Origin of the sequence: Halomonas salipaludis (assembly GCF_002286975.1) — a bacterium.
In the GTDB taxonomy this organism is placed as follows: Bacteria; Pseudomonadota; Gammaproteobacteria; order Pseudomonadales; family Halomonadaceae; genus Franzmannia; species Franzmannia salipaludis.
In genome coordinates this window covers 61,422-76,876 of record NZ_NSKB01000009.1, presented here as the reverse complement: position 1 = coordinate 76,876, position 15,455 = coordinate 61,422, and the positions used below count along the sequence as shown (strand labels likewise).

Genomic DNA, 15,455 nt, shown 5'->3' with positions numbered 1-15,455 from the left:
ATCCTGTTACTTTATGTTAACAGGTGGTCGAGGCGTTTGAGTGGGGCTGTGGTGGCGGCTCGGGCAGCGTGCTAGTCTCGCAGCGACTGTGGCAGGAGGCACGCGATGCACGTTCATGTTGTTGGAATCTGTGGCACTTTCATGGGCAGCCTGGCGCTGCTGGCCCGCGAACTCGGCCATCGCGTCAGCGGCTCGGATGCCAATGTCTATCCGCCGATGAGCACTCAGCTGGCCGAGGCCGGCATCGCTCTCAGCGAGGGCTTCGCCGCGGCCAATCTCACGCCGCGCCCGGATCTGGTGGTGGTGGGCAATGCGCTGTCGCGGGGCAATCCCGAGGTCGAGGCGGTGCTCGATGAGGGGCTGGCCTATGTCTCCGGGCCCCAGTGGCTGGCCGAGCAGGTGCTGCCCGGGCGCCCGGTCATCGCCATTGCCGGTACCCACGGCAAGACCACCACCGCAAGCCTCACCGCCTGGTTGCTGGAAGCCGCCGGCCTTCAGCCGGGCTTCTTGATCGGCGGGGTGCCGCGCAATTTCGGTGTCTCGGCGCGTCTCGGTGGTGAGGGGGCGCCGTTCGTGGTCGAGGCCGATGAGTACGATACCGCCTTCTTCGACAAGCGCTCCAAGTTCGTTCACTACCGTCCGCTGATTGCGGTGCTGGCTAACCTGGAGTTCGATCACGCCGACATCTTTCCCGACCTGGCCGCCATCGAGCGCCAGTTCCACCATCTGGTGCGCACCGTGCCGGGCCGTGGCCAGCTGCTGGTCGGTGACGACCAGCCGGCGCTGGAGCGGGTCCTGGAGCAGGGCTGCTGGACGCCGGTGGCGCGCCTGGGTCGCGAGCAGGCGAGCGACTGGCGAATCGAACTGGAGCGCGACGACGCCTCGCGCTTTCGGGTCATCCAGCGCCAGAGCGACGGCGGGGAGGAGGATGCGGTGGTCGACTGGGCGCTCAACGGCGAGTACAACGCCCGCAATGCCCTGGCCGCACTGGCCGCGGCGCATGCCTTTGGCGTCGACCTGGCGCGCGGCTGCGCGGCGCTGGCACGCTTCGAGAACCCGCGCCGGCGCCAGGAGGTGCGCGGCGAGATCGCGCATATCCAGGTCATCGACGATTTCGCTCACCACCCCACGGCGATTGCCGCCACCTTGGGTGGGCTGCGCGCCGCGACCCCTAAGGGGAGGCTGCTGGCGGTGATCGAGCCGCGCTCCAACACCATGCGCCTGGGCACACTGCGCAGCCGGCTGGCGGCGAGCGTCAACGATGCTGACGTGGTGTGGTGGTACCAGCCGCCAGGGCTCGACTGGTCGCTGGACGAGGTGCTCACCGAGTGCCGGCCGCCGACCCAACTGGCCGATGATCTCGACGCCCTGGTGGCGGCGGTAGTCGCCGAGGCGCGGCCGCTGGATCGCATCGTGGTGATGTCCAACGGCGGTTTTGGCGGCATTCACGACAAGCTGCTGGGGGCACTGGAGGTGGCGCATGGCGAATGACTTCAAGCCCCCGGTCACGGTGGCGCTGACCGGTGCCTCCGGCGCCCAGTACGGCTTGCGTCTGATCGAGTGCCTGGTGGCCGCCGACCACGAGGTGTGGGTGATGATCTCCAAGGCCGCGCACCTGGTGATCGACACCGAGACCGACATCTCGCTGCCGGCGCGCCCCGAGCGGCTGGTCGAAGCGCTCGGCGAGATGAGCGGCGCACACACGGGGCAGGTCCGCTGCTTCGCCCGCGAGGACTGGATGGCGCCGGTGGCCTCGGGTTCCGGTGCGCCGGCCTCGATGGTGATCTGCCCGTGCTCTACCGGCACCCTGTCGGCGGTGGCCACCGGGGCCAGCAACAATCTGATCGAGCGCGCCGCCGACGTGGCCCTCAAGGAGCGCCGCCAGCTCATCCTGGTGCCCCGCGAGACGCCGTTCTCGGCGATTCATCTCGAGCACATGTTGAGTCTGACGCGGATGGGGGCGGTGATCCTGCCCGCGGCGCCGGGCTTCTATCACCAGCCATCGAGCGTCGACGACCTGATCGACTTCATCGTGGCGCGGATTCTCAACCAGCTGGGCATCGAGCACCGGCTGATGCCGCGCTGGGGCGAGTCGGCGCCTGGCGACGAGTGATCGTCACCTGACGGTCATCGCTCGAGTGGTACTTTCAAGCAAGCGCTGGGCATTTACCTACACGGAGGTTGGTGTGATCAAACTGTCGCTGCTGTCGGTGTTCGTGCCGACATTCTTCATGGTCTCGTTGACCCCGGGCATGTGCATGACCCTGGCGATGATCCTCGGCATGACCCAGGGGGTCAAACGCACGCTATGGATGATGCTCGGCGAGCTTGCCGGCGTGGCACTGGTGGCGGTCGCCGCCGGTGCCGGGGTGGCGGCCTTGATGCTGCGCCAGCCGGAGCTGTTTGCGCTGTTCAAGTGGGTCGGCGGCGCCTACCTGGCCTACCTCGGGGTCATGATGTGGCGCTCCCGGGGGCGCATGGCGATCCCCCTGGAGAGCGTCGAGCTGCCGCGTGCCACGCGCACCCAGCTGGCCATGCAGGGCTTCGTCACCGCGGTGGCCAACCCCAAGGGGTGGGCCTTCTTCGTCGCGCTGCTGCCGCCGTTCCTTGATGCCAGCCTGGCGCTGGGGCCACAGCTGGCGGCGCTGGTGGCGGTGATCCTGCTCATCGAGTTCATCTGCCTGCTGCTCTACGCCGGCGGCGGGCGCACTGCGCGCAAGCTGCTCGGCGAAAGCGACAACGTACGGCTGCTCAACCGCATTGCCGGGTCGATGATGGTGGGGGTAGGGATCTGGCTAGCGTTAGGCTAGTGCCCAGCTCAGGTGGGTGGTAGCCAGGCCAGGCGCATGGCCAGTAGCACCAGCGAGGCCGCGGCCAGACTCGGCCAGGGGGCCGGGGTCAGCGAGCGGTGGGCGAAGCGGTGATAGCTGATGCGCACCAGTGCGCAGACCACCAGCCCCAGCAGCGCACCGCCGATCAGGTCGCTGGCCCAGTGCACGCCCAGCGTCAGGCGCGACAGCGCCATCGGTACGGCCAGCACGATTGCCGCCCAGTAGGCCCACACGCGGTGACGCGAGGGCAGTTCCTGGGCGATAAAGGCGGCAGCCAGGCCGTACAGCACCACGGCAGTGGAAGCGTGGGCGCTGGGGTAGGCCAGCGAGCCGGCCAGGTACTCCGGGAAGTCCGGCCGCTCGCGCCCGGCCAGCTGCTTGAACAGGGTGTTGGCCACGGCGATCCCGCCGAGGCCGGCGCTGAGGTGCAGGAAGGCCGAGAGATGTCGCGCCCACAGCAGCCATAACCCCCAGGGCAGGAACAGTGCCAGTACGCCATAGGTGTCGCCGGCGCGGGCCATCAGCTCGCTGGCGGTGGCGACCCAGGCCGTGTCGAGTGCTGCGGCCATGCCCTGGATCTGGGTGTCCATCAGCATCGGTCCCTGGTGGTCGAGCACGATCAGCGTCCAGATGCACAGCGCTGTGAGTGACACGACCAGCAGGCACAGCGAGCCCAGTGGGAACTCGCCGTGCGGCCGCCGGGCGCGCAGGCGCATCCACAGCCGGCGCCGCCAGGCCGCGCCGCGCGCCAGCCGCGCGCAAGCGAAGTAGACGCGCCCGCCGCGGGCCAGCTGGTGACGCAGCCACGAAAAACCCAGCGCCAACGCCACGATCACCGCCGCCAGGGCGAGCAGCCACTGCTGGGTGCCGGGGGGGATGTCGAGTAGCTGCTGCCAGGTGCGGCCCAGCAGGTAGCCGGGCAGCACATAGGCCGGTGCCCACAGCAGCGCCGACAGCAGCGAAGCCCACAGGAACGCAAACGGCGACATGTGCAGCATGCCGGCGATCATCGGGATCACCGGGCGTACCGGGCCGACGAAGCGGGCAAAGATCACCGACAGGGTGCCGTAGCGCTGAAAGAAGCGCGCGCCGCGGGCCAGCCACTCCGGATGGCGATGAAACGGCCACAGTCGCGGCACGCGCTCGCGCTGGGTATAGCCCAGCGCGAAGCTCAGGCCGTCGCCGCCCAGGGCGCCGAGAAAGGCGGCCAGCAGTACCAGGGGTATCGCCAGGTCCTGGTGGCCGGCCAGCGAGGCGGCCGCCGTCATCAGCAGCACGCCAGGCATGATCAGGCCGACCACGGCCAGGCACTCGAGCAGCGCGATCACGGCGATGATCAGCAATAGCAGGGCGGGGGATGGGGTCAGCTGGTAGAGCCAGTCGGCAATATTCAAGACGCGGACTCCGTCAGCGCGTGCCCCCTGCGCAGGAGGCGTTGTTCGAAGGCCAGCCAACGTTCGCCAGGCTGCGGGGTGCACACAGCGATGCGTGCGGTGAGTGGCCCGGTCTCGGCAAGCACGCAGCGCTCCAGCGCTGCCAGCAGGCGGTTGCGGACCATCAGCGCGCCGTTGTCGCCGGTGTCCGGCAGTACCAGCCAGAACAGGTTGCCCTCGGCGCGGCCCAGGCTGTCATGGCTGCGGCAGGTATGGTGCGCCACCTGGCAGAAGCGTTGCAACATGTGGCGGTAGAGGCGCAGGCCGAACTGCTCGCCGGCCATGTCGAGCTGTGGCAGATAGATGACCAGCACGCTGAGGCGCCGCTCGAGTGCCTGGGCCCGCGCCAGTTCGCTCTGCAGGGTCTCCTCGAGTGCGCTTGCCGTCAGCGCCTCGCACTGCGGGTCGTTGGGGTCGGTGGCGCGCAGTAGGGCGTGGTGGCGCAGCTGCTCCCAGGGCGCCAGGGTGCACAGCGCTACCAGCGTCAGGTAGCTGAGGGTGGCCTGGCGCAGGCTCATCTCGATGTCCATCAGCAGCAGCCACAGCGGGGCCAGCAGTAGGTTGAGCATCAGCGCCGGGCCCAGCGGCAGCAGCAGCAGCGCCAGCACCGGCGGCAGCCCTAGCCACAGGTCGGCGACCTGGTCGAGCCGTATCAGCTCCACGGTCAGCAGCAGATAGCCGGTGCTGATCAGCATGTAGGAGGCCATGCGCTGGGCGCGATGGTTGGCAAGGCACACTACCGCAGCACTCCCCAGTAACAGCAGGGCGCCGATACTCGGCAGCAGGATGTAGTCGTAGTGGCCCATCAGGTAGTGCCAGCTGGCCTGGGCGCCGGCAAATAGCGCCGTCAGTAGGTAGACCAGCACCAACAGCCGCGATGGTGAAGGCTCGAGGCGAGGCATCATGGGCAAGCCTCGTCGTGCACCAGTGGGGCCCGCTGCCCAGCGAGCGCCTCGCGCGCCTCCTCCAGGCGTTCACTGTCGCTCAGTGGCAGGGTGCGAGCACGCAGGTCTCGCTGGGGGAGCATGCTCAGCAGGGCCTGGCAGCGCTGGCGCACCGCGGTGGGATCGCGGCCCACCAGGGTGATCGCCAGGGTGCGTCGGTCGAGGCGATAGCAGTGTTCGAAAGGGTGGCTGGCCTGGGCCAGGCGTTGCGCCAGCCGCCAGCAGCGGTACCCGGTGCTGCGGATCAGCAGCAGTTCGCCGTGCAGCGGGTCGCGCTCGCTGCGGGTGCGCTCGCGGGCCAGCGACTCCTCGAGGCGCTGGGCCGACCACAGGCGTAGGCCGGGAGTCAGCCGCTGGCGCTGGATGACTCGCTGCCACAGCGGGCGCAGCTGCACGGCATGGGCGGCGCCGGCCAGCAGTAGCAGAGCCAGTGCCGCGCCGCTGATGTTGGCTTCGGCGCGGGGTAGCATGGCCGCTACCTGCCACCAGGCGAATGCGGCCAGGGCCACGTTGAGGGCCATCATCCAGCGTGGCTGGGGCAGCATCATCAGAATCGCAAAGGCCCACATCCACACCCCGAAGGACTCGGAATCCAGTGTCACCAGGCTCGCCAGCAGCAGGCTCGGCACCAGCTGCCAGGGCATGCGGGCCGGCCAGTAGAGGCGGTGCTGCAGAAGGGCGGCGGTGGCCAGCAGCCACAGGGCTGTGATCCACAGCAGCGGCTGCACCGCGCCGAGGTCCAGCGTGACGGCCATTGCCGCGCAGAGCACCGCGCCGGCCAGCAGGGTGAGGCGAAAACCGCGGACTTTGTACATGCTCTCCATGGTGCCTTATATTGGTCTGCTTCGCTGTATCATGAGCCTTTTCAGCCTGTCGGTCATCGCCGCCGTACACCCTTACTATTCAGGAGTCTCGCCAGGGCATGTCACACCACACCGCTGCCATCACCGATGTCGTTGCCTACATGGATCAGTTGGGTCAGCAGGCCCGTGCCGCCAGCGCCACGCTACGGCGTCTCGATACCGCGCGCAAGAATGCCGCCCTGCTGGCCACTGCAGCCCAGCTCGAGCAGGCTCGACCGCGGCTGCTGGCGGCCAATGAGGCTGATCTGGTGCGGGGCCGCGAAAACGGCCTGGATGCGGCGCTGCTCGACCGCCTGGCGCTGACCGATGCACGTATCGACGCCATGATCGAAGGGCTGCACCAGGTCGCTGCACTGCCCGATCCGGTGGGCGAGGTGGACGGCCTGCGCTACCGGCCCAGCGGCATTCAGGTCGGGCAGATGCGCGTGCCGCTGGGCGTGATCGGTATCATCTACGAATCGCGCCCCAACGTCACCGTCGAGGCGGCCAGCCTGTGCCTCAAGTCGGGCAATGCCTGCATCCTGCGCGGTGGCTCAGAGGCGCGCGACAGCAATGCCGCCATCGCTGCCTGCCTGCAGGCGGGGCTGGCCGAGGCCGGGGTGCCTGAGGCGGCGGTGCAGGTAGTGGCCACCACCGATCGCGCCGCGGTGGGTCGGCTGATCGCCATGCCCGAGTACGTCGATGTGATCATTCCGCGTGGCGGCAAGTCGCTGATCGAGCGCATTACCCGCGAGGCGCGGGTGCCGGTGATCAAGCATCTCGACGGCGTCTGCCATGTCTATATCGATGCCACGGCCGACCGTGACAAGGCGCTGGCCATCGCGCTCAATGCCAAGACCCACCGCTACGGCACCTGCAACACCATGGAGACGCTGCTGGTGGATGCAGCGCTGGCCGCCGAGCTGCTGCCGCGGCTCGCCGCCGCCTACGCCGAGCATCATGTCGAACTGCGTGGCTGCCCGCGGACCCGCGAGATCCTGCCCCAGGCCGTCGAGGCCAGCGAGGAGGACTGGCACGCCGAGTACCTGGCGCCGGTACTGGCGATCCGTGTGGTCGATGGTATCGACGCGGCCATGGCGCATATCGAGCGCTACGGCTCGCAGCATACCGACGCCATCGTCACCGAGCAGTACGCCCTGGCACGCCGTTTCATGGCCGAGGTCGACTCCAGTTCGGTGATCGTCAACGCGTCGACGCGCTTTGCCGACGGTTTCGAGTACGGTCTCGGCGCCGAGATCGGCATCTCCACCGACAAGCTGCATGCGCGGGGGCCGGTGGGGCTCGAGGGGCTGACCACGCGCAAGTACGTGGTGTTCGGGGATGGGCATATCCGTGAGTGATGGCGTGCGGGTGGCGATGCTCGGTGGCACCTTCGACCCGGTGCACCTGGGGCACCTGCGTAGCGCCGTGGAGCTGGTCGATGCGCTCGGCCTAGAACGGGTGCACATGATTCCTGCCCATCAGCCGCCGCTGCGCGAGGCGCCTGGGGTGCCCAGTCATGAGCGCCTGACGCTGCTGCAGCACGGCATCGGCGACACGCCGCGGCTGGTTGCCGACGACCGCGAGATCCGCCGCGACGGCCCCTCCTACTCCGCTGACACCCTGGCCAGCCTGCGCGCCGAATACGGTGAGTCGGCGCGGCTGGTGATGGCGCTGGGCCACGATGCCTTCCTCAAGCTGGCCGGCTGGCATCAGCCGCAGCGGCTGTTCGAGCTGGCGCACTTGGTGGTCATCGAGCGGCCCGATCATCACCAGCCGCTGCCGGACACGCTTGGCGAACTGATCGCCGGTCGCGAGGTCGATGACCCGGCGGCGCTGTTTGCCACGCCGGCCGGCGGGCTGCTGCGGCTCTCGCTGCCCACACGCATGGCGATCTCCGCGACCGAAGTGCGCCAGCGGCTGTGCTACGGCGGTTCGGTACGCTATCTACTGCCCGAGGCGGTGGAGCGGCGCATCATGGCACTGGGCCTCTACCGCCACGAGCGGTAGAATGATGGGCCAATGACAGTGATTTCCGCTACGCACCAGGAGCCCCACGCACACTATGCAGATTGACGACCTCAAGACACTGGTGATCGATGCCCTCGAGTCCCTCAAGGGCCAGGATATCGCCACCCTCGACGTGTCGCGCCTGACCAGCGTGACCGACCTGATGGTGGTGACCAGCGGTACCTCGACGCGGCATGTCTCGGCGCTGGCCAATCGCGTGGTGGAAACCGCCAAGGAGCACGACCTGCAGCCGCTGGGCGTCGAAGGGCAGGCCGGCTCCGACTGGGTGCTGGTGGATCTCGGCGAACTGGTGGTGCATGTGATGCTGGTCGAAACCCGGCGCCTCTACGACCTCGAACGGCTATGGTCGGACCTGCCCAGCGACGGCGAGGCCGAGGTGCGCGGGGAGCGTGTGTGAAGCTCAAACTGCTGGCGGTAGGCACCAAGATGCCAGGCTGGGTGGAACAGGGCGTTAGCGAGTATCGCAAGCGGCTGCCGCGTGACTTCAGCCTCGAGGTGATCGAGATCGCCCCCGGGTCGCGCGGTAAGAATGCCGATATCGCCCGTGCCGTGGCCAGCGAAGGCGAGCGCATGCGCGAGCGGCTCAAGGGCAACGAGCAGTTAGTGGCGCTGGAGGTCGGCGGCAAGCCCTGGAGCACTGAGCAGCTCGCCGAGCAGGCCGCTGACTGGCGCCTCGCCGGGCGCGACGTGGCACTGCTGGTGGGTGGCCCCGATGGTATCGAGCCGGGGCTCTCGGCGAGCGCCGATCAGCGCTGGTCGCTGTCGCCGCTGACCCTGCCGCATCCGCTGGTGCGTATCCTGCTCGCCGAACAGCTGTATCGCGCCTGGACGCTGCTGGTAGGGCATCCCTACCACCGTTGAGGTGTTTCTTGTTTCAATTCTCGAGTTCGCCCCATGCGTGATCGTCGCCAGGTACTCAAGAACACGCATCAGGAAGTGCGTATCTTCCGACTGCGCTCGCTGCTGGCGCTGCTGGTGGTAGTGGCCCTGACCACTACGCTGATGGGGCGTCTGGCCTACCTGCAGGTGACCCAGCACGAGGTCTATATCACCCGTTCGGAGAAGAACCGCGTGCGGGTCGAGCCGCTGCCGCCGACCCGTGGGCTGATCTATGACCGCAACGGCCAGTTGCTGGCTGAGAATCGCCCCACCTACAACCTGATGCTGGTGCGCGAGCGTGTCGAGGACCTCGATGCCACCCTCAACCTGCTGGTCGAGTTGCTGGCGCTGCCCGAGGAGGGCGTCGAGGCGTTCCGCGAGCGCTCGCGGCAGCGCACCCGGCCCTATCAGCCGGCGCTGCTGATGAGCGACCTGAAGGAGGAGCAGATCGCCCACCTGGCGCTCAATCGCCATCGCCTGCCCGGCGTCGAGGTCGAGGCGCAGCTGCTGCGCTACTACCCGGATGCCGAGATGCTGTCCCATGCGCTGGGCTACGTGGGACGCATCAATGCCGAGGAGCTGGCGACCCTGGATCCGGGCAACTATGCCGGCACCCATTTCATCGGCAAGACCGGCGTCGAGCGCTTCTACGAGGACGTGCTGCATGGCCAGGCCGGGCTGCGCAAGGTCGAGACCAACGCCCGCGGCCGGGTGCTACGCGAGCTGGGCCGCACCGACCCGGTGCCCGGCGAGAACCTGACCCTGACCATCGACCGCGACATGCAGAAGCTGGCCTACGAACTGCTCGACGGCCGGCGCGGCTCGATCGTCGCCATCGAGCCGGCCAGCGGCGAGATCCTGGCCATGGTCTCGGCGCCGGGCTTCGACAGCAATCGCTTCGTCACCGGCATCGACGTCGCCTCCTACCAGGCGCTGCAGGAGGACATCGACCTGCCGCTGTTCAATCGCGCGATCCGCGGTCAGTACCCACCGGGCTCCACCATCAAGCCGTTCCTGGCCATCGCCGGGCTCGCCGAGGGAGTGATCACGCCCAACCGGGTAATCAACGATCCCGGCTATTTTCAACTGCCGGGCGATACCCGCCGCTATCGCAACTGGCTGCGCTGGGGCCACGGCCGGGTCGACATGGAGCGCTCCATCGAGGTCTCCAACAATACCTACTACTACACCCTGGCCCACGAGATGGGCATCGACAGTCTGCATGAGCGCATGACCGCTTTCGGCTTCGGCCAACGGGTCGGCCACGACGTGTTCGGCGAGAGCGCTGCGCTGATGCCGTCGCGGGAGTGGAAGCGTGGGCGCTTCAATCAGCCCTGGTACCCGGGTGAAACCATCTCGGTGGGCATAGGCCAGGGGTACTGGCAGGTGACGCCGCTGCAGCTGGCGGCCGCTACCGCGGTGCTGGCCAATCGCGGCAAGTGGGTCAAGCCGCGTATGGCCAAGCGCATCGGCGATCATGAGCAGGAGACGGTGTTGCCCGATACCCTCGGCGACATCGTGCTCGACAACGAGGCGTGGTGGGACAAGGTGTTCTCCGGTGCCGAAAAGGTGCTGAGCGGTAGCGAGGGGACCGCGCGGCGCACCGGCGTCGGTCTCGACTACCGCATGGGCGGCAAGTCGGGTACCGCTCAGGTGTTTTCCCTGGGCCAGGACCAGCGCTATGACGCCGACGAGCTCGCCGAGCGGCTGCGCGACCACGCGCTGTTCGTTGCCTTCGCGCCACTCGAGGACCCGCAGATCGCAGTGGCGGTGATCGTCGAGAATGCCGGCGGCGGCAGCACCCACGCCGCGCACCTGGCGCGGGCGATGAGCGATGCCTGGCTGCTCGACGACGAGGCGCCGGATGTCGAAGAGGTGCGCGAAGAGATGGAGAGTGACAACGCCAGCGTAGCGGGGAACTGATGATCGGCAAGGGATGCTCATGATGCTCGGCGATATTACCCGCGGCCTGCGCGGCCATCCGGTGCGTCCGCCCCTGAGCGGTATGTCGCGTCGCAAGAGCGTGTGGACCAAGTTGCGCATCGATCCATGGATCATGCTGCTGCTGCTGGTGCTGATGAGTGCCGGGCTACTGGTGCTCTACAGTGCCAGCGGCCAGCGCCTCGAGACGGTCATCGCCCAGGCCAGCCGCTTCGGGCTGGGGTTGCTGGTGCTGATGGTATTGGCGCGGCTGTCGCCGACCACGCTGCTGCGTTGGGCACCGCTACTGTATGGTGTGGCGCTGACGATGCTGGTCGCGGTTGAGGTGATGGGCGACATGGGCATGGGCGCCCAGCGCTGGCTGGTGATTCCCGGGGTGGTGCGCTTTCAGCCCTCGGAGTTGATGAAGCTGGCGATGCCGATGATGCTCGCCGCCTACCTGTGCCGACGCGAGCTGCCGCCAAGGTGGACCGACCTGCTGGTGTGCGGTCTGCTGATGGCGGTGCCGGTACTGCTGATCGCGCGCCAGCCGGACCTCGGTACTTCGCTGCTGGTGACCTGTGCCGCGGTATTCGTGATCCTGCTGGCCGGGTTGTCGTGGCGCTTCATCGCCTTTCTGGTGGTGCTGGCCGGCGCGGCGCTGCCACTGCTGTGGATCAACATGCACAACTACCAGCGCCAACGGGTGCTGACCTTTCTCAATCCCGAGAGCGACCCACTGGGGGCCGGCTGGAACATCATCCAATCGACCACCGCCATCGGCAGTGGCGGCCTACTGGGCAAGGGCTGGCTGCATGGCACCCAGTCGCAGCTCGAGTTCCTGCCCGAGCGCCATACCGACTTCATCGTCGCGGTGCTTGGCGAGGAGTTCGGGCTGGTCGGCATGCTGGTGGTGCTGAGCCTCTACCTGCTGATCATCGTCCGCGGGCTGTGGCTGGCCAATGCGGCCCAGGACTGTTTCGGCCGCCTGCTGGCGGGCAGCATCATTCTGACCTTCTTCATCTACGTGTTCGTCAACGTAGGTATGGTCAGCGGCATCTTGCCGGTCGTCGGCGTGCCCTTGCCGCTGGTCAGCTATGGCGGCACCTCCAGCGTGACCTTGATGGCCGGTTTCGGTATTCTCATGTCGATTCATGCCCACCGCCGCCTGTTGCCACGCTGAGGCGGCGTCAAACGACCCAGCAAGGAGCTGCCCGACCGATGACGGTGTCTGCATTTCAGGGAAGGGGCGCGCACGGCGTGCTGGCCGCAGTGGGCCTGTCACTGATGGCGTCGGCGAGTCTTGCCGCCGATTTCGACCCGGCGTCGCATGACGAGGTCGCGCTACTGGTCGACGAGCTCGGTGAGCAGGGCGTGCCGCGTGACTGGGCCGAGGCGGCCATGCGCCAGGCCGGCTTCAGCCAGGACGTACTCGACGCCATGGAGGGCGCCGCCGAGCGGCGCCTGCGCTGGGACGAGTACCGCGAGATCTTCCTGCAGCGCGACCGTATCCTGCAGGGCGCGGCGTTCATCGATGCCCACCAGGATGCTTTTGCTCGCGCCGAGGCGGAGTTTGGCGTGCCGCCTGAGGTGATCGCCGCGATCATCGGCGTCGAGACCAAGTACGGCCAGTTTACCGGTCGTCATCGGGTGCTCGACTCGCTGTCGACGTTGGCCTTTCATCATCCCAGCCGCCACCGCTTCTTTCGCGGCGAGCTGGCCGCCTTCCTCGAGATCGCCTATGAAGAAGAGGTCGAGCCCGACTCGCTGCACGGCTCCTACGCCGGTGCCATGGGTTACCCGCAGTTCATCCCTACCAGCTACCGCGCCTATGCGGTGGACTTTGACGGTGACGACATTCGCGACCTGTGGACCAACCCGGTGGATGCCATCGGCAGCGTCGGCAACTATTTTGCCGAGCACGGCTGGCGCGGTGACGAGGCCATCTTCAGCGAGGCCAGTGGTCCCGAGTCGCTGCCCAAGGGCATAGAGTTTAATGCTACCCGGCCACCCTATGCGTCACTCTCCGAGCTGGCCGGGGTCGGCATCGAGCCGGCCGACGCCGATGCAGCGGATACGGTGATTCCGCTGGCGTTCGATTTCCTGCGCGACGACGACAGTGAGGAAGTGAGCTATCACTATCGCCTCGGTCACCACAATTTTTATGTGATTACCCGCTACAATCACAGCCATCTGTATGCCATGGCGGTGACCGAGCTGGCCGAGCAGATCGCCGAGGCCTATGAGGAGGGCGCATGGTCCGACAGCTGACTCGCCTTTCGGCCGCGCTGGCCGCACTGCTGCTGATGGCCGGCTGTGCCAGCAGCGGCGGCGGTAGCCAGCGCGCCGATGGTGGCACCGCCAATGCAGCGCAGAACGCAGCGACCAGCACCGCCAGCGGGCGCTACTCGATGAGCCGCGATGCCTACCCCGACCTACCGCCGGATGTCGCCAACGTGCCCGACGCCGAGCCGCGGGTCGAACCGCGCTCGCCGGGCGGCAACCGACCCACCTACGAGGTGTGGGGCAAAACGTACCGGGTGCTCGCGGACGAGGTGGGCTACAGCAATGAGGGCATCGCTTCCTGGTACGGCGAGAAGTTCCACGGCTACGCTACCGCCAACGGCGAGATCTATGACATGTACCTGATGACCGCCGCGCACCGCTCGCTGCCGCTGCCCAGCTTCGTCAAGGTGACCAGCGTTGCCAACGGGCGCTCGGTGATCGTGCGGGTCAACGACCGCGGCCCCTTCCATGACGACCGCGAGATCGATCTCTCCTATGCGGCGGCGGCGCGGCTGGATATTCTGGGCAGCGGCACCGGCCGGGTGCGCGTCGAGGCCATCGATCCGGTGGCCTGGCAGCAGAATCGCGGCAATGGTGAGCGCCAGGTAGCTGAGGTTCAGCGCCAGGCCCGCGACGGCGCCGAGCAAGTGGCTGCGCCAGCGGCAGACGTTTCGCCGCCCCGGGAAGTCGCCGCCAGGCCGGCCTCCGACAACGGTTCGTCGCATGCCGGCGGGGTCTTCCTGCAGGTTGCCGCCCTCGGCTCGGCGAGCAACGCCGAGGCGCTCAAGTCGCGGCTGCAAAGTGAACTCAACCAGCCGGTGCGGGTGGCCAGCGATGCCAGCGTGCATCGCGTCCAGGTCGGGCCGGTGAGTGACGCCAGCCGCGTCGAGCCCCTGCGTGACGAACTGCGCCGCGCGGGGTTTGCGCAAACCCTGGTAATCAATGACTGACCCCTCGTCGGGTCGTATATCTCGTGACGTTTCTTCTTTTGTGAGAGTGGGTGTAATGAAAGTGTTTGCCTTGTTGTCCGGTTTGCGTCGCTCGATGCTCCCATTGGCCGCCGCCGGCCTGACCAGCCTCGGGGTGATGACGCTGGGAGTGTCGGCCCAGGCCCAGCAGCCCAGCGCTCAGACCATGATTCCCTCGCCGCCGCAGCTGGCGGCCAAGTCGTGGTTCCTGATGGATGCCGACAGCGGCGAGGTGCTGGTCGAGCACAACGCCGACGAGCGTCTGCCACCGGCCAGCCTCACCAAGCTGATGACCGCCTACTTGGTCGAGCGGGAGCTCAATCGTGGCAATGTCGCGGTGGATGACGAGGTGCGTATCAGCGAGCATGCCTGGCGCACCGGTGGTTCCAAGATGTTCGTTGAAGTCGACACCAATGTGTCGATTGGCGACCTGCTACACGGTATCGTGATCGTCTCCGGCAACGATGCCAGCGTGGCGGTCGCCGAGCATCTGGCTGGCGGCGAGCAGCCGTTTGCCGACCTGATGAACCAGCATGCCCAGCGCTTGGGGCTGCACAACACCAACTTCGCCAATCCCACCGGGTTGCCCGACCCCGAGCAGTACTCCTCGGCGCGCGACATGGCGCTGCTGTCGCAGTACATCATCAACGATTACCCCGAGCACTATGCCATGTACTCGGAGCGCTATTTCACCTACAACGACATTCGTCAGCCCAATCGCAACCGCTTGCTGTGGCGCGATGCCACCGTCGACGGCCTCAAGACCGGCTGGACCACCGAGGCCGGTTACGGCCTGGTGGCCTCGGCCAAGCGCGATGATATGCGACTGATCTCGGTGGTGATGGGTACCAGCTCCGAAGAGGCCCGCGCCCAGGAGACCCAGAAGCTGTTCAGCTACGGCTTCCGCTACTTCGAGACCCTCAACCTCTACCAGGCGGGCTCGGTGCTCGAGACGCCGCGTATCTGGGGCGGTGCCGAGAACCAGGTGCGGGTCGGTGTCGACAGCGACGTCAGGATGACCGTGCCGCGCGGCCGCAGCGATGAGCTCACCGCACGCCTCAACCTGCGCGGCGATATCACTGCACCGGTGGCGGCCGGCGACCAGCTCGGCACCCTCGAGGTCAAGCTCGGTGACGAAGTGCTCGGCGAGCGTCCGCTGGTGGCCCTGGAGAGTGTCGAGCAGGGCGGTATCTTCAAGCGTGTCTTCGACATGGTGCGCCAGTTCATCAGCGGGCTGTTTGGCTGATCGATGGCCTAGCGCTGCAGTCTTGCACGGGGCCGCCGCTTGCGGCGGCCTTGGTCGCAGCGGCTCGGTTGCGTA

15 protein-coding genes are annotated in these 15,455 nt (G+C 67.4%); 12 read left to right on the top strand and 3 right to left on the bottom strand.

The genetic code is table 11. The features are described 5' to 3' along the window. The first annotated feature begins 105 nt into the window (after positions 1-105). The 3 genes from mpl to CK498_RS21285 all read left to right on the top strand — a co-directional run bounded on the left by mpl (position 106) and on the right by CK498_RS21285 (position 2,810). A complete protein-coding gene (mpl, locus tag CK498_RS21295) occupies positions 106-1,491 on the top strand; it encodes a UDP-N-acetylmuramate:L-alanyl-gamma-D-glutamyl-meso-diaminopimelate ligase (protein WP_095622870.1) in 1,386 nt (461 codons plus the stop codon). After that, positions 1,481-2,113 carry a flavin prenyltransferase UbiX gene (locus CK498_RS21290; protein ID WP_095622869.1) on the top strand — a complete coding sequence of 211 codons (633 nt, stop codon included), beginning with the start codon at positions 1,481-1,483 and terminating at the stop codon, positions 2,111-2,113. The genes mpl and CK498_RS21290 overlap by 11 nt, the downstream gene beginning before the upstream one ends. Before the next feature lie 118 nt (positions 2,114-2,231). Beyond that, positions 2,232-2,810 carry a LysE family translocator gene (locus CK498_RS21285; RefSeq protein WP_407645888.1) on the top strand — a complete coding sequence of 193 codons (579 nt, stop codon included), beginning with the start codon at positions 2,232-2,234 and terminating at the stop codon, positions 2,808-2,810. An 8-nt stretch (positions 2,811-2,818) separates the two neighbouring features. Here the strand turns inward: CK498_RS21285 and CK498_RS21280 are convergent, their stop codons facing one another. From CK498_RS21280 to CK498_RS21270, 3 genes are read right to left on the bottom strand one after another with little or no spacing between them, the layout of a single operon-like run. Then, positions 2,819-4,225 (bottom strand): bifunctional DedA family/phosphatase PAP2 family protein, encoded by a 1,407-nt coding sequence (locus tag CK498_RS21280; RefSeq protein ID WP_095622868.1) that lies wholly within the window; start codon positions 4,223-4,225, stop codon positions 2,819-2,821. Next, positions 4,222-5,169, bottom strand: coding sequence for a diguanylate cyclase domain-containing protein (locus tag CK498_RS21275; RefSeq protein WP_095622867.1), 948 nt, complete (start codon positions 5,167-5,169; stop codon positions 4,222-4,224). Before CK498_RS21275 ends, CK498_RS21280 begins: the two co-directional genes overlap by 4 nt. After that, on the bottom strand, positions 5,166-6,023 hold the full coding sequence (locus tag CK498_RS21270; protein ID WP_095622866.1) for a hypothetical protein: 858 nt from the start codon (positions 6,021-6,023) through the stop codon (positions 5,166-5,168). Before CK498_RS21270 ends, CK498_RS21275 begins: the two co-directional genes overlap by 4 nt. Positions 6,024-6,130: 107 nt before the next feature. Between CK498_RS21270 and CK498_RS21265 the strand changes: the two genes are divergently transcribed. Genes CK498_RS21265 through CK498_RS21225 form a run of 9 tightly spaced genes read left to right on the top strand, consistent with a single transcriptional unit; the run spans position 6,131 to position 15,380 of the window. Further along, positions 6,131-7,411 carry a glutamate-5-semialdehyde dehydrogenase gene (locus CK498_RS21265; protein ID WP_095622865.1) on the top strand — a complete coding sequence of 427 codons (1,281 nt, stop codon included), beginning with the start codon at positions 6,131-6,133 and terminating at the stop codon, positions 7,409-7,411. After that, the gene (gene nadD / locus CK498_RS21260; protein ID WP_095622864.1) at positions 7,392-8,060 is read left to right on the top strand and encodes a nicotinate-nucleotide adenylyltransferase; all 669 of its coding nucleotides are present in this window, start codon (positions 7,392-7,394) and stop codon (positions 8,058-8,060) included. Before CK498_RS21265 ends, nadD begins: the two co-directional genes overlap by 20 nt. 55 nt (positions 8,061-8,115) lie before the next feature. After that, the gene (rsfS, locus tag CK498_RS21255) at positions 8,116-8,478 is read left to right on the top strand and encodes a ribosome silencing factor (protein ID WP_095622863.1); all 363 of its coding nucleotides are present in this window, start codon (positions 8,116-8,118) and stop codon (positions 8,476-8,478) included. Continuing rightward, complete coding sequence (gene rlmH, locus CK498_RS21250) at positions 8,475-8,942, top strand: 23S rRNA (pseudouridine(1915)-N(3))-methyltransferase RlmH (protein WP_095622862.1); 468 nt, start codon at positions 8,475-8,477, stop codon at positions 8,940-8,942. The genes rsfS and rlmH overlap by 4 nt, the downstream gene beginning before the upstream one ends. A 33-nt stretch (positions 8,943-8,975) precedes the next feature. Beyond that, complete coding sequence (gene mrdA, locus CK498_RS21245; RefSeq protein WP_095622861.1) at positions 8,976-10,883, top strand: penicillin-binding protein 2; 1,908 nt, start codon at positions 8,976-8,978, stop codon at positions 10,881-10,883. Positions 10,884-10,902: 19 nt separating this feature from the next. Next, entirely contained in the window at positions 10,903-12,063 is a 1,161-nt protein-coding gene (gene rodA / locus CK498_RS21240) for a rod shape-determining protein RodA (RefSeq protein ID WP_407645886.1), read from the top strand. A 38-nt stretch (positions 12,064-12,101) separates the two neighbouring features. Continuing rightward, positions 12,102-13,151 carry a lytic murein transglycosylase B gene (gene mltB, locus CK498_RS21235; protein WP_095622860.1) on the top strand — a complete coding sequence of 350 codons (1,050 nt, stop codon included), beginning with the start codon at positions 12,102-12,104 and terminating at the stop codon, positions 13,149-13,151. After that, positions 13,136-14,116 carry a septal ring lytic transglycosylase RlpA family protein gene (locus CK498_RS21230; protein WP_095622859.1) on the top strand — a complete coding sequence of 327 codons (981 nt, stop codon included), beginning with the start codon at positions 13,136-13,138 and terminating at the stop codon, positions 14,114-14,116. The genes mltB and CK498_RS21230 overlap by 16 nt, the downstream gene beginning before the upstream one ends. Positions 14,117-14,171: 55 nt before the next feature. Then, entirely contained in the window at positions 14,172-15,380 is a 1,209-nt protein-coding gene (locus tag CK498_RS21225) for a D-alanyl-D-alanine carboxypeptidase family protein (RefSeq protein WP_095622858.1), read from the top strand. Positions 15,381-15,455 lie beyond the last annotated feature (75 nt).

Bases quoted from the DNA above. Each gene is read 5' to 3' on its own strand.
- mpl (WP_095622870.1), top strand. From the start codon at position 106: ATGCACGTTCATGTTGTTGGAATCTGTGGCACTTTCATGGGCAGCCTG.
- CK498_RS21290 (WP_095622869.1), top strand. From the start codon at position 1,481: ATGGCGAATGACTTCAAGCCCCCGGTCACGGTGGCGCTGACCGGTGCC.
- CK498_RS21285 (WP_407645888.1), top strand. From the start codon at position 2,232: ATGGTCTCGTTGACCCCGGGCATGTGCATGACCCTGGCGATGATCCTC.
- CK498_RS21275 (WP_095622867.1), bottom strand. From the start codon at position 5,169: ATGATGCCTCGCCTCGAGCCTTCACCATCGCGGCTGTTGGTGCTGGTC.
- CK498_RS21270 (WP_095622866.1), bottom strand. From the start codon at position 6,023: ATGTACAAAGTCCGCGGTTTTCGCCTCACCCTGCTGGCCGGCGCGGTG.
- CK498_RS21265 (WP_095622865.1), top strand. From the start codon at position 6,131: ATGTCACACCACACCGCTGCCATCACCGATGTCGTTGCCTACATGGAT.
- nadD (WP_095622864.1), top strand. From the start codon at position 7,392: ATGGGCATATCCGTGAGTGATGGCGTGCGGGTGGCGATGCTCGGTGGC.
- rsfS (WP_095622863.1), top strand. From the start codon at position 8,116: ATGCAGATTGACGACCTCAAGACACTGGTGATCGATGCCCTCGAGTCC.
- mrdA (WP_095622861.1), top strand. From the start codon at position 8,976: ATGCGTGATCGTCGCCAGGTACTCAAGAACACGCATCAGGAAGTGCGT.
- rodA (WP_407645886.1), top strand. From the start codon at position 10,903: ATGATGCTCGGCGATATTACCCGCGGCCTGCGCGGCCATCCGGTGCGT.
- mltB (WP_095622860.1), top strand. From the start codon at position 12,102: ATGACGGTGTCTGCATTTCAGGGAAGGGGCGCGCACGGCGTGCTGGCC.
- CK498_RS21230 (WP_095622859.1), top strand. From the start codon at position 13,136: ATGGTCCGACAGCTGACTCGCCTTTCGGCCGCGCTGGCCGCACTGCTG.
- CK498_RS21225 (WP_095622858.1), top strand. From the start codon at position 14,172: ATGAAAGTGTTTGCCTTGTTGTCCGGTTTGCGTCGCTCGATGCTCCCA.